10 protein-coding genes, 1 tRNA gene and 1 pseudogene are annotated in these 12,647 nt (G+C 68.2%); 5 read left to right on the forward strand and 7 right to left on the reverse strand.

Annotated features, from left to right (window positions below; genetic code table 11):
- The coding region (gene dnaK / locus ABT078_RS41520; RefSeq protein ID WP_351237493.1) for a molecular chaperone DnaK at positions 1-1,184 on the reverse strand (1,184 nt) is incomplete at its 3' end.
- A gap of 222 nt (positions 1,185-1,406) precedes the next feature.
- Between dnaK and ABT078_RS41525 the strand changes: the two genes are divergently transcribed.
- Both ABT078_RS41525 and ABT078_RS41530 read left to right on the forward strand, forming a co-directional pair.
- Complete coding sequence (locus ABT078_RS41525) at positions 1,407-1,928, forward strand: sugar transferase (protein WP_351237495.1); 522 nt, start codon at positions 1,407-1,409, stop codon at positions 1,926-1,928.
- Positions 1,929-2,012: 84 nt separating this feature from the next.
- A complete protein-coding gene (locus ABT078_RS41530; RefSeq protein ID WP_351237497.1) occupies positions 2,013-4,310 on the forward strand; it encodes a heterodisulfide reductase-related iron-sulfur binding cluster in 2,298 nt (765 codons plus the stop codon).
- Between the two features lie 85 nt (positions 4,311-4,395).
- Here the strand turns inward: ABT078_RS41530 and ABT078_RS41535 are convergent, their stop codons facing one another.
- Positions 4,396-4,665 (reverse strand): hypothetical protein, encoded by a 270-nt coding sequence (locus ABT078_RS41535; protein WP_351237499.1) that lies wholly within the window; start codon positions 4,663-4,665, stop codon positions 4,396-4,398.
- Positions 4,666-5,138: 473 nt separating this feature from the next.
- Between ABT078_RS41535 and ABT078_RS41540 the strand changes: the two genes are divergently transcribed.
- Entirely contained in the window at positions 5,139-6,290 is a 1,152-nt protein-coding gene (locus ABT078_RS41540; protein ID WP_351237501.1) for an FG-GAP repeat domain-containing protein, read from the forward strand.
- An 83-nt stretch (positions 6,291-6,373) separates the two neighbouring features.
- Positions 6,374-7,276 (forward strand): Yip1 family protein, encoded by a 903-nt coding sequence (locus tag ABT078_RS41545; protein WP_351237503.1) that lies wholly within the window; start codon positions 6,374-6,376, stop codon positions 7,274-7,276.
- Between the two features lie 545 nt (positions 7,277-7,821).
- On the opposite strand, the gene ABT078_RS41550 is transcribed toward ABT078_RS41545, so the two are convergent.
- The 3 genes from ABT078_RS41550 to ABT078_RS41560 all read right to left on the reverse strand — a co-directional run bounded on the left by ABT078_RS41550 (position 7,822) and on the right by ABT078_RS41560 (position 9,183).
- Positions 7,822-8,331 carry a phosphoribosyltransferase gene (locus ABT078_RS41550; protein WP_351237505.1) on the reverse strand — a complete coding sequence of 170 codons (510 nt, stop codon included), beginning with the start codon at positions 8,329-8,331 and terminating at the stop codon, positions 7,822-7,824.
- Between the two features lie 13 nt (positions 8,332-8,344).
- Positions 8,345-8,920 carry a dCTP deaminase gene (gene dcd / locus ABT078_RS41555; RefSeq protein WP_351237507.1) on the reverse strand — a complete coding sequence of 192 codons (576 nt, stop codon included), beginning with the start codon at positions 8,918-8,920 and terminating at the stop codon, positions 8,345-8,347.
- Positions 8,921-8,982: 62 nt separating this feature from the next.
- Complete coding sequence (locus ABT078_RS41560; RefSeq protein ID WP_351237509.1) at positions 8,983-9,183, reverse strand: hypothetical protein; 201 nt, start codon at positions 9,181-9,183, stop codon at positions 8,983-8,985.
- Between the two features lie 277 nt (positions 9,184-9,460).
- On the opposite strand from ABT078_RS41560, the gene ABT078_RS41565 reads away from it, so the two are divergent.
- Positions 9,461-9,534 (forward strand) — tRNA-Gly (locus ABT078_RS41565).
- Positions 9,535-10,915: 1,381 nt separating this feature from the next.
- Here the strand turns inward: ABT078_RS41565 and ABT078_RS41570 are convergent.
- Both ABT078_RS41570 and ABT078_RS41575 read right to left on the reverse strand, forming a co-directional pair.
- Entirely contained in the window at positions 10,916-11,143 is a 228-nt protein-coding gene (locus ABT078_RS41570; protein WP_351237511.1) for a hypothetical protein, read from the reverse strand.
- 371 nt (positions 11,144-11,514) lie between these two features.
- A pseudogene (locus tag ABT078_RS41575) lies at positions 11,515-12,114 on the reverse strand (tyrosine-type recombinase/integrase); the annotation flags it as partial.
- Positions 12,115-12,647 lie beyond the last annotated feature (533 nt).

Consider the following 12,647-nt stretch of genomic DNA (forward strand, 5'->3'; position numbering starts at 1 on the left):
TCCGAACGCTTCGTCGGGATCGTCGTGTTGCGCTCGATGAGCTTGGTCATGATGCCGCCCTTGGTCTCGATACCGAGGGACAGCGGCGTCACGTCGAGGAGCAGGACGTCCTTGACCTCACCCTTGAGGACGCCGGCCTGGAGCGTGGCGCCGATGGCGACGACCTCGTCCGGGTTCACACCCTTGTTGGCCTCCTTGCCACCGGTCAGCTCCTTGACGAGCTCGGCGACGGCCGGCATACGGGTCGAGCCACCCACGAGAACGACGTGGTCGATCTCGGAGAGCTGGATGCCCGCGTCCTTGATCACATTGTGGAACGGCGTCTTGCAGCGGTCCAGCAGATCCGCGGTCAGCTGCTGGAACTGGGCGCGCGTGAGCTTCTCGTCCAGGTGCAGCGGGCCCTCGGCGGACGCCGTGATGTACGGCAGGTTGATCGTCGTCTCGGTCGAGGACGACAGCTCGATCTTCGCCTTCTCCGCAGCCTCGCGGAGACGCTGGAGAGCCATCTTGTCCCTCGACAGGTCCACGCCGTGACCGTTGGCGAACTGCTTCACCAGGTAGTCGACGACACGCTGGTCCCAGTCGTCACCACCGAGGTGGTTGTCGCCGTTGGTGGCCTTCACCTCGACGACGCCGTCGCCGATCTCCAGCAGCGAGACGTCGAAGGTGCCGCCACCGAGGTCGAAGACGAGGATCGTCTGGTCGTCCTTGTCGAGGCCGTAGGCCAGCGCGGCGGCGGTCGGCTCGTTGACGATGCGCAGGACGTTCAGGCCCGCGATCTCGCCGGCCTCCTTGGTGGCCTGACGCTCGGAGTCGTTGAAGTACGCCGGGACGGTGATGACCGCGTCCGTGACCTTTTCACCCAGGTAGGACTCGGCGTCGCGCTTCAGCTTCTGAAGGATGAACGCGGAGATCTGCTGCGGGTTGAAGGTCTTCCCGTCGAGCTCGATCTTCCAGTCCGTACCCATGTGACGCTTTACGGAGCGGATGGTCCGGTCCACGTTCGTGACCGCCTGCCGCTTCGCGACCTCGCCGACGAGCACCTCACCATTCTTGGCGAAGGCGACGACGGACGGCGTGGTCCTGGCGCCCTCGGCGTTGGTGATGACGGCGGGCTCCCCGCCCTCCAGAACGCTGACGACGGAGTTAGTCGTGCCCAGGTCGATGCCGACCGCACGTGCCATTTCGAATCCTCCAGTGGAGCTGGACTTGAGTGGAACTGGCTCAAGGATGCCTCACTGGTCCCATCGAGTCAACAGACCTGAGTCGACCAGACTCAACTATGGTGCGCGGTCCCGGCGACCCGCCGGGCGCGGGCCTGCACACCCCGCACCGCTCACCGTGCCATTGTTCGCATAAAGCCCGCGAAAACATGACAGGAACGGCGGAACGGTCGGGTGAGAGCCATGCAACCCAAGCGCCTTCTCGATCTCGCCCTCGGCTCGCTCCTGCTGACCCTCGTCGCACCCCTGCTGGCGGCAGCGGCCTGCTCGGCCGTGCTGCACCGGAAACCCGGCGGCCCATTCGTACGGGAGACGAGGACCGGTCTGCACGGCCGCCCGCTGACGGTCCGCTCGCTGCGCACCCGCCGCTGGCGGCTGGACCTGCTCTCTCGGCTGCCTCTTGTCGTACGGGGCGAGATGTCCCTGGTCGGGCCGGCGGCGCTGGCGCCGGACGATCCACGCGCCGCCGCACCCTGGCGGCAGACGGTCAAGCCGGGCCTGACCGGCCTCGCCCAGGTCCGCCGGCATTCGGCGATGCCCTGGGACGAGCCGGAGCTGCTCGATCAGCACTATGTGGAGCACCATTGGATGGGTCTCGACCTGGCCATCCTCGTACGTACGCTCCCGGCTCTGCGGCCGCCGCGTACTCAGGGTGACCTGAGCGACGCAGATCACCGCTTGCGCAACTACAGTGCGGCCGAATAAGTGGGTAGTCTCAGCACGGACTGAATAAGTTACCGCTTAGTAAGTCCTGATCTTCCCACCTCGCAGGCCCGAGGGAGCCCCCAAATGCAACTCGCCGCGATCATCGTGTCGCTGGTCCTGACCGTGGTCGGCGTTGCGCTCATCGCCCGAGCCGTCGCGCAGATCTACCGGTTCGTGAAGCTCGGCCAGCCCGTGCCTGCGGGCAGCCGCACCGACGACCCCAAGGCTCGCACGATCACCCTGGCCAAGGAGTTCCTCGGCCACACGCGGATGAACCGCTGGGGGATCGTGGGCTTCGCCCACTGGTTCGTCGCCATCGGCTTCCTGACGCTGCCTCCGACGCTCGCACAGGCATACGGCCAGCTGTTCCAGGCCGACTGGACGCTGCCGATCGTGGGCGGCTTCCTGCCGTTCGAGATGTACATCGAGTTCATCGGCCTGATGACGGTCGTCGGCATCGTCACACTGATGGTGATCCGGCTCCTGAACCTGCCCTCGCGGGCCGGCCGCAAGTCGCGCTTCGCGGGCTCCAAGGCCTGGCAGGCGTACTTCGTCGAGTACGTCATCCTGACCATCGGCCTCGCGATCCTGGTCCTGCGCGGCCTGGAGGGCGCGATCCACCACGTGGACCACTACGAGGCCGCGTACTTCGTCTCGTACCCGCTGGTCCTGGCGTTCGAGGGCCTGAGCGTCCCCACCCTGCAGACGCTGGTCTACCTGGCCGCGGCGGTCAAGATCGGCACCTCGCTGATCTGGATGATCACGGTCTCGCTCAACACCAACATGGGTGTGGCCTGGCACCGCTTCCTCGGCTTCCCGAACATCTGGTTCAAGCGCAACGCCACCGGCGAGTCCGCGCTGGGCGCGCTCCAGCCGATGACGTCCGGCGGCAGGCCGATCGACTTCGAGGACCCGGGCGAGGACGACGTCTTCGGCGTCAGCCAGGTGGAGCAGTTCTCCTGGAAGGGCATCCTCGACTTCTCGACCTGCACCGAGTGCGGCCGTTGCCAGTCGCAGTGCCCGGCCTGGAACACCGGGAAGCCGCTCTCCCCGAAGCTCCTGATCATGTCGCTGCGCGACCACGCGCACGCCAAGGCCCCGTACCTCCTGGCCGGCGGCGGCAAGACGGTGGAGGGCGAGGAGAAGGCGTCCGACGAGCAGCTGAAGGACGTCCCGGCGGCCGCGCTCGCGGAGGCCGAGCGCCCGCTGATCGGCACCGCCGAGGAGAACGGTGTCATCGACCCGGACGTCCTCTGGTCCTGCACCACCTGCGGTGCGTGCGTGGAGCAGTGCCCGGTCGACATCGAGCACATCGACCACATCGTCGACATGCGCCGCTACCAGGTGATGATCGAGAGCGCCTTCCCTTCCGAGGCGGGCACGATGCTCAAGAACCTGGAGAAGAAGGGCAACCCCTGGGGCCTGGCCAAGAAGCAGCGCCTCGAGTGGACCAAGGAGGTCGACTTCGAGGTCCCGGTCGTCGGCAAGGACGTCGAGGACCTGTCCGAGGTCGACTACCTGTACTGGGTCGGCTGCGCCGGTGCCCTCGAGGACCGCGCCAAGAAGACCACCAAGGCCTTCGCGGAGCTGCTGCACATCGCGGGCGTCAAGTTCGCGATCATGGGCGGCGAGGAGAAGTGCACGGGTGACTCGCCGCGGCGCCTCGGCAACGAGTTCCTGTTCCAGCAGCTCGGCGCGGAGAACGTCGCGATGCTGAACATGGCGTTCGGCGAGGACGAGGACGACCCGGGGACGAAGAAGCCGAAGTCGTCGAAGAAGATCGTCGCGACCTGCCCGCACTGCTTCAACACCATCGCGAACGAGTACCCGCAGCTCGGCGGCGAGTACGAGGTCATCCACCACACCCAGCTGCTCCAGCACCTGATCGACGAGGGCAAGCTGATCCCGGTGACACCGGTCGAGGGCCTGATCACGTACCACGACCCCTGCTACCTGGGCCGCCACAACAAGGTCTACACGCCCCCGCGCGAGATCATGTCGGCCGTCCCGGGCCTGCGCCAGCAGGAGATGCACCGCCACAAGGAGCGCGGCTTCTGCTGCGGCGCCGGTGGTGCGCGCATGTGGATGGAGGAGCGGATCGGCAAGCGCATCAACACCGAGCGTGTGGACGAGGCGCTGTCGCTAAACCCGGACATCGTGTCCACCGCCTGCCCGTTCTGCCTCGTGATGCTGACCGACTCGGTCAACGGCAAGAAGAACGACGGCACGGCGAAGGAGAGTCTGCAGGTCGTGGACGTCGCGCAGCTGCTGCTCGACTCCGTGAGGACACCGGTGGACCCGGGCGCGGACGCGGCGGAGCCGGCGGGGAGCTCCCCCGGCGGCAGCGCCGGGGGAGAGCCGGAACCGCAGCCGGTGAAGTAGCCGTCCTCGTCCTCAGTACGGATAGCGAGAAGCGGCCGGACCTGCCTCGGGGGCAGGACCGGCCGCTTCACGCGTCACCGGGGGTTCACCGCTCGGCCCTGTACGTCGCGAAGCGCTTGCCGCTGAAGGCGTAGACCCAGGCGTCGCCGCCGTGCCTGCCGTCGATCACGACGAACTTCGGGTGCTCGCCGTTCGGGACGAGCAGATACGTCCAGCAGTGGTGGCGGGCGGACGGCTGCTCGAGCGTGAGCGTGCCGAGGTCCTTGCCGTTCGGCCGGGAGATCACGACGAGAGGGCCGCCGGCGCGCGCGGTCCTGACCAGCTCGGCGACGCGCCCGTCGGGCAGTGCGATCACCGCGGCGTGGGTGCGGGTTTGGGTGTGCGTGCGTACGTGTGCGTGTGGGTGCGGGCCTTGCCGACGGGCTCGACCTGGCGCTCCGCCGTGACGGCACGTTCGCCCGGACCCACGCCCCGGTCCACGGGAGCGGAACTGCCGGCGAACGCCGCTCCGGCCGGAGGAGCAGGGCCGCGACGGCGGCGGTGGCGACGGCGGCGGTACGGAGGGTGGCGCGCACAGGGATGGCTCTCCTGCCTCGGTGAAGTCGGGCCGACGTCCACGAAGCCACGAGCGCCATGTACGGGGTTCCCCTCGAAAACGTAACGGAAGATCTCAGAGCCCAGCAGAGCCGATCAAATCACCCAAACTTTAACCAATTGCCCACATTGAGCGAGTGAGTCATTACGCAGCGCCCAACCATTGGCCCAGGTGTCGGGCAGGAGCATGATGAGGCGGCTGGTTCCGGAGAGACGGATGGGGTGGATTCCGCCGTGGTGCGTCGACATCGACTGCGCAGGGCCGCGCTCGCCGGCCTGGGCGCGCTGCTGCTGGCGCCGTCTCTGGCGGGCTGCGGGCTCTCATCGGCCCGCCCGGCCGCCGCGTCCGACGGCCCGGCCCCGGGCGACGGCCCCTCCGCCTCGGCTTCCGCCTCCGCACTCGCCGGCAAGGCCTCCTCCCCCGCCCTCCCCGTACCGCGCGGCGACGGCAGCCGCGTCCCGGAGGACTTCAACGGCGACGGGCGCCGCGATCTCGTCCTCGACGACCTCGTCAAGGCGCCGGGTGCGGCCCATGACGACGACGCGGGCATCGGCATCGTCTACGGAGCCGCAAAGGGTTCCCTGGCCCCTTCCGTGCGCCAGCTCCTCACTCCGCGCGGGAACGGCGCCCGCGTCGCGGGCGTGCTCCCCTCCGCATTCGACGCCGCGGCCGCGTGCGACCTCGACCAGGACGGCTTCAGCGACCTGATCGTGGCCACGGACCCTCCGTACGACGGCATCGGTCGCCCGCCCGTCCCCCTCCAGCTGCTCTTCGGCGGCCCCGCGGGCCTCACGGGCACGGCGGTCGCCCTCCGCATCCCCGAACAGGCGCGGTACGGCAACGAGTGGCCCGACCACCCCGTCTGCGGCGACTTCGACGGCGACGGTGCCCAGGACCTCGCGGTCACCGCGAGCGGCGGCCAGGTCAGCTTCCTGCGCGGGCCCTTCACCCGTACGGGCGCACCGCGCGCCGCCAAGGCCTCGCTCCCCGGCGCGGGCCCCGTACTCGCCGCCCCGGAGCCCGACGCCGACCCGAACGGCGACGGCTTCGACGACCTCGTCCACGCCACGCACACCCGGACGCCCGGCGAGGCGGCCGGAGCCCGGCTGCTGCTGGGCGGCCCGGGCGGTCCGGGCCGCCCCGGAGGCTCGTACAGCTTCAAGGCCGTTCGCATCCCGCCCGCGCCCCCGCTCCCGGCCGGCGAAGCCACGCCCGTGACCGAGCTGCTGCGCTACGCGGACTTCGACGGCGACAAGCGGGCGGACATCGTGACGCGCACCCATCGGGGCGAGAACGCCGACGTCATCGCCCTGTACCCGGCTTCCGGCGACCGCACAAGCCCCTTGATCACTTTCAGTTCGTCGATCTTCCTGGGAATCCCTTAAGGGATGTCACAGGTCGGCAGCAAAGGCCCCCCGTTCCCCTGCCCGGGACACCGGACACACCGGGAACAGGTACGTTCGATTACGTGGCTGGATTCAGGATCGGACGCGGCCGGGACAACAACCGCACCCCGCGACAACAACCGCAGCAGGCGCCCCCGCCGCCGTACGGTCAGTACGGCGCACAGCACGGAGGCCCGTACGCGGGAGGCCAAGCGGCGCCCGCGTACCCCCCGCAGCAGCAGTGGCAGCAGCAGCACCAACGGCAGCCACACGGCGAGCCGGAGTACTTCGGCGACCCGCACCCCCACCAGCAGCCGGGCGGGTATGCGGCAGGTGACCCGTACGCCGACAACCCCGGTCACACCCGGGCGTTCACCGTCGGCGACGACCCGTACGGCGACGGCTCCACCTACCGCGCCGGCGCCGCGCCCGCGGCTCCCGCGGGCCCGCGCCTGCACTGGAAGGAACTGCTGAGCGGCATCGTGTTCCGCCCGGGTCCGACGTTCCTGCAGATGCGGGACTACCCCGTCTGGGGCCCGGCCCTGACCGTCACGTTCCTCTACGGCCTGCTCGCGATCTTCGGCTTCGACGAGACGCGCGAGGAGGCGATCAGCGCGCCGTTCGCGACCGCGCTCGTCTCCGTACTCATCACGGGCGTGGTCTTCGTCATCGGCGGTCTGATCCTGGGCGCGGTCACCCACACCCTGGCCCGCCAGCTCGGCGGCGACGGCTCCTGGCAGCCGACGGTCGGCCTCTCCATGCTGATCATGGCCCTGACGGACGCCCCCCGACTGGTCGTCGCGCTCTTCCTGGGCGGCGAGAACTCGCTGGTGCAGGTGGTCGGCTGGGTGACCTGGCTGGCGGCCGGCGCGCTGTTCACGTCGATGGTGAGCAAGTCGCACGACCTGCCGTGGCCGAAGGCACTCGGAGCGTCGGCGATCCAGCTGATCGCGCTGCTGTCGATCATCAAGCTGGGAACGATCTGACCCGGCTCGAACGAACCGATCGAACCAAGACGGGAGGGCCCCCACCGTGAGCGGTGGGGGCCCTCTGCACGACCCCATGGATCCACTCCACGGATCCGACCACCCGTTCCCCAGACCCAGCTGCCCCTCGCCGTTCTCTCCCCAGCCGAACAGTCTGCCGACGCCGACATCGGCTGCGGTGGCCCAACTTCCCGACGCCGAGGTGCCACCGGACAGGGCTGCGAAGGAAGCGGGCACAGCCCACAGCCCCGCGATGCCTGCGGAGACGGCCGGCGCTGACAGGAGGACGGCCAGCACCGCGGTCCGGACCCCGCGCTGTGCCGGGTTGTCGGCTTGCTCCCGGCTCGGACGGTCGACCACACCTCGCCAACACCTGGCCAAGGGGGACAGCGGACGGCATGGACCGGCGCGCTCGCCGCGGGTGCCTGTCACCTGAATGAGCCGCACCACGCGGGCCGGTGCGGGCCGAGTCGGGTCGGGTCGGGTCGGGTCGGGTTAGTCGAGTCGGGTTAGTCGAGTCGAGACACGCGACAGCGCGAGGGACTCTACAAAGCCTCGCGCGACGGAGTGACCGGCGTGCCCGGCTTACGCACCGGAGGCAGCACGCTCCACGGGAAGTTGATCCAGTCGTCCGTGCGCTTCCAGACGTACTCGCACTTCACGAGCGACTGCGACTTCTCGTAGATCACGGCGGACCGCACCTCGGCGACGTGGTCGACGCAGAAGTCGTGGACGAGCTTAAGGGTCTTGCCCGTGTCGGCGACATCGTCCGCGATGAGGACCTTCTTGTCGGAGAAGTCGATCGCGTTCGGTACGGGCGCGAGCATGACCGGCATGTCTAGGGTCGTCCCCACGCCGGTGTAGAACTCCACGTTCACCAGGTGGATGTTCTTGCAGTCCAGCGCGTACGCCAGGCCGCCCGCGACGAAGACACCGCCGCGCGCGATGGACAGCACGATGTCGGGCTCGTACCCGTCGTCGGCGATCGTCTGCGCGAGCTCGCGGATCGCGTCGCCGAACTTCTCGTACGTCAGGTTCTCGCGTGCCTCACTCATCGCGTACCGGTCCTCACACCTGCGTCCGATGGAAATTGACGAACGACCGCGAGGCCGTCGGCCCTCTCTGCCCCTGGTACCGGGAGCCGTACTTCTCGGATCCGTACGGGTGCTCCGCCGGCGAGGTCAGCCGGAACATGCACAGCTGCCCGATCTTCATCCCCGGCCACAGCTTGATCGGCAGGGTGGCCAGATTCGACAACTCCAGCGTGACGTGCCCGGAGAACCCGGGATCGATGAAGCCGGCGGTGGAGTGCGTGACCAGCCCGAGCCGCCCGAGGGAGCTCTTGCCCTCCAGCCGGGAGGCAAGATCGTCGGGCAGCGTGATGACCTCGTACGTCGACGCCAGCACGAACTCGCCGGGGTGCAGGATGAACGCCTCGTCGCCCTCCGGCTCGACCAGCCGCGTCAGGTCCGCCTGCTCGACGGCGGGGTCGATGTGCGGATAGCGGTGGTTCTCGAACACCCGGAAATAGCGGTCGAGCCGCACGTCGATGCTCGAGGGCTGCACCATCGAATCGTCGTACGGGTCGATACGCACCCGTCCCGCGTCGATCTCGGCCCGGATGTCCTTGTCTGAGAGAAGCACGCCCCGAGGATACGCAGAGCGCGCGGGCCCGCCCCAATCGGACGCCCCGCGCGCTCCCACCGCTACCGCTTCACCGGCTCCACGGGCACGGAATGCCGCAGCCTCGCACACCGCGGACACCGGATGAGCCGCCCGGGCCCGATCCGGCCGGCACCGAGCTGCTGCATCGGGAACGACGAAGTGGTGAAGACATGCCCTTCGGCACAGCGAACGACGGTGCGCTCCAGCGGATGGCCCTGGTCCGTCGAGTCCATCAAGCTCATCAAGCCCCTTCCCCAACAAGCGTGGACGAGATAGCCACATTAGGGGACCAACAGGACACCGCTCCACGCGGCACTCCGCCCCGCCAAAGGTACGCCCCACCCCTCCACCGCGCCCCCACATCCCCCACCTTCCTCGCTCGGCCAAGCCCTCCGGCGGGCCCCGGGACGCTAGGACCGAGGGGCCCTGACAGCCCGAAGACCCATCGGCTCAATTCACCGGGGGCCTTCGATGGGGTACAGTGTGCGACGATGCGGCGCCGATCAAACGGTCCGCTGCGCGGGTGTAGTTTAATGGTAGAACATGAGCTTCCCAAGCTCAGAGCGCGAGTTCGATTCTCGTCACCCGCTCCAAAGAAAAGCCCCAGGCCAGCGGCCCGGGGCTTTGTTGTTGTCTAGACCGGCCTAGGCGTCTCGTGCCACATCCGTGCCAGATGCCTGATGGTTCGGATTGCGGCCGCACTAAGCCTCGCGGCACCCCTGCCGACCGGGCTTGTTTCCGTCACCCTTGCATGTGTAGCAAGTACGCCAGCCTTCCTCATACCACTCAAGCGCGGAGTCGATCACCCACAGTCCGTAGAGACGTCCCTGCCCTTCACAGGTGAGGCATGGAGCGGTGCAGTCACAGGGGATGGGCGTGTCGGGTGTACCAGTCACAGAACCATCGTCGTGGACGAAGAAGGTTCCGAGACAGGCTGCACACACGGCTTCTGCGAGGATGGAGCTGGATCGATTCGACATGGCTTCGACTCCTTCGGATCGATTGGGGCCGCGCCCGCAGTCATCGGGTGCGGCCCATTGCAACTTGCCCTACATCTCGACAGGTTCGGCCTTGCTCCAGCGAGCCACGGTGGCTCGCGAGATGCTCGTCAGCTCAGCGATCCGCCTATACGGGACGCCAGCTTCGACCGCTTCCAGGACGAGAGGCCGCAGAGCAGCATCCAGACACTCCAACTCGGCAGCCAGGCGCGCCCGCTCTGCCCCCGGCTCCAACAGCTGCTGCACGGCCCTAGCACGGGCATCCTCGGGCGTGCCAGCCGGAGCACTCTCAACGGGCGATGCTTGACGCCGAGGTGTCGACCTCTGCACGGGCTTGCTACGTTGCCGATTCCGCCGATTGGACATGCCTACATGTTGCCGATGTGTCTCACACGAGACAAGCCATCTCCTAAGAGACGCATATGCCAATCCGAGACGCTGGCGAATTCCCAGGTGAGAGCGGTAGATCGTTGTATGGAAGCCGCAAAGCGGCATCGAGAGCCGCTGGCGCGGTAAGAGTTTCTCTACTTAATCAAGGCGGCTCGCTCCGCTCGCCGCGCGCGGCCCAGGCTCGCCGCCGGGCCCGACGCTCTTGTCTCCGCCCCGCTCCGGGCCCGGCTACGCCGGCCGCGCGGCTGTAGCGAGCACACCCGAGCGGTGGACGGTAGCCCGCGGTGGCTGGGCCCGGTCGGCTCCACGGCTTTAGGCAGCCACCATGGGGCGAGCCTCGAAGATCGGGGCCCACATCGGGCTATTGCGGGCAGGTCCAGAGACTGCCCGATTCGCGACCAGCGTACGGGCCCCGATCTCTCGCCCCATGGCAGCTCCAGCCCGAAGCCGCTCCCGCCGACCTCATCGGGCCCGTGTGCGATCGTCACGTTGAGCCGTCAGCCGAGGGGGAACGCTCGCGAGGGAGCGCCCCGCAACGCGTGGCTGCGGGGCGCCGATCCACTTTCACAACGGGCCCTAGTGGGGTTTAGTCGACCGTCTGCCCGTCGTACATACCGCCCCTGCAGGTCGGGAGCACGGGCGTCGACCGATCGATCGTTCCGCCGCCGTCCGTGCACTCACCCGGGGTGACGCTGGCCGGGGTGACGCTGCCGGCGGTGGCGGTGGCGGCGGTGGCGGTGGCGGCGCCTGTGAGGCCGAGTCCGGCGAGGGCTGCCGTGGCGAAGACTGCGGCGAGGATTCGTCGAATGCGCATTTGGTTCGCCTTTCACAGATTGCCTCGGTTGGGGCACTAGCCAGCTTGATCTTCACCCATATGGGTGGCACGTTATGTTGGGCCATTCGGGTGACAGTGTTGTCGGGTGCGGGGTCGGTGACGCGACCCGTCAGAGCGGATGGAAGCCCGTGCCACATCCGTGCCAGAAAGAGCGGATCCCAGCGGTCAAGAGCAGTCAAGCGCGACGCCTCGCGATTAATCACCAGAGGCCGTTTGCGCTGGTCAGCGTCAACCCCCTCCGTGACGGCCCGGTGATTCCCAAGCTCAGAGCGCGGGTTCGATTCCCGTCACCCGCTCCACGAGAAAGCCCCAGGCCAACGGCCCGGGGCTTCTTTGTTGTCTAGACCGCGCTAAGCGCCTTGCACCAGATCCGCACCAGAAGGCTCCTCCTTGCCCTTCTGGCGGGCGGCCCGCACCAGCTGATCCAGACCGCTTGCAACTTCCTGCTGGCGGTCCAAGTCGGAGTGCTGATAGATGAGCGCGGCCTTCTCCGAGGACTGCCCGGCGCGGATCATCGTGTCCTTGAGCGTGGCCCCGGAACGGGTCGCGAGGGTGTGCCCGGTGTGACGAAGGTCGTAGAAGCGGAAGCCGTCCGGCATGCCGACGAGTGCGTGGGCCCGACGCCACTTCCGCCCGAAGGTGGAGCGCCGGAACGGCTTGCCCTTCTCCCCCACGAACAGAAGACCGTCCGGTCCCTTCTCCGTGTACCAGTCGAGGTGCCGTCGAAGGTCGGTCCGCAGAAAGGCCGGCAGGACGACGAGCCGCTTGCCCGCCTCTGACTTGGTCGGCCCTTCGGCCCGCTTGCCGGTGGTCAATTCCGGCGCGGCCTGCCGAACGCGGATCGTCAGGTTGTTGAGGTCCACGTCCATGCGGCGCAGCTCGGCTTGTTCCTCCGGGCGGAGCGGGCCGTACGCGCCGAGGTAGACCATCAGCCGCCAGCGAGGACCGAGGGTGTACAGGGCCGATCCGCATGACGGAGTGGAAGTGGTCGCGGGCGGGCCTGGCCACGTCCTGTTTGAGACCAAGGATCCCCTCGAGGCTGTTGCCCTGGCAGTTCGTCTGACGCGCGATGCCTTGGCAAGCGAGTCGGGCAGCAACTGACGGCAGCCTGACGGCAACAACAGCGAACGCCACGGTATGCAGCGGTAAGTCACGGGGGGTCAGCCTTGATGGTTGTCGGCACGAATCGTGTCCCATGCCGTCCGATCAACTCGCCTGAAAAGCGGAAGGTCAACCCAAGCCCGCGTGCCCGCTGCGGCGGCATCTGTCGGGGACTCACGGGGAACAGCAGCGCTGATCGCTCCGGCCCAGGCCAGACACCTCACCCGCTAACTCGTCAAGTCCTCGGACACGAGGCCGGCATTCACGGCCCTCGTCCAGAGGCTGTAGTGCCACTCGTTGGCGTCGGGCGCGGGCTTGGTGGTCAGCACCGGGTTCGGGCCCGTCTCGATGAGGTGCAGCAGCGTCCAGGCAACGCCGTAGC

The organism is Streptomyces sp. NPDC002133 (genome assembly GCF_040296405.1).
Taxonomy (GTDB): Bacteria; Actinomycetota; Actinomycetes; order Streptomycetales; family Streptomycetaceae; genus Streptomyces.

Coding starts and splice junctions, on each gene's coding strand:
- ABT078_RS41550 (WP_351237505.1), bottom strand. CDS start 8,331: ATGAGTGAGGCACGCGAGAACCTGACGTACGAGAAGTTCGGCGACGCG.
- ABT078_RS41530 (WP_351237497.1), top strand. CDS start 2,013: ATGCAACTCGCCGCGATCATCGTGTCGCTGGTCCTGACCGTGGTCGGC.
- ABT078_RS41560 (WP_351237509.1), bottom strand. CDS start 9,183: ATGAGCTTGATGGACTCGACGGACCAGGGCCATCCGCTGGAGCGCACC.
- ABT078_RS41570 (WP_351237511.1), bottom strand. CDS start 11,143: ATGCGCATTCGACGAATCCTCGCCGCAGTCTTCGCCACGGCAGCCCTC.
- ABT078_RS41525 (WP_351237495.1), top strand. CDS start 1,407: ATGCAACCCAAGCGCCTTCTCGATCTCGCCCTCGGCTCGCTCCTGCTG.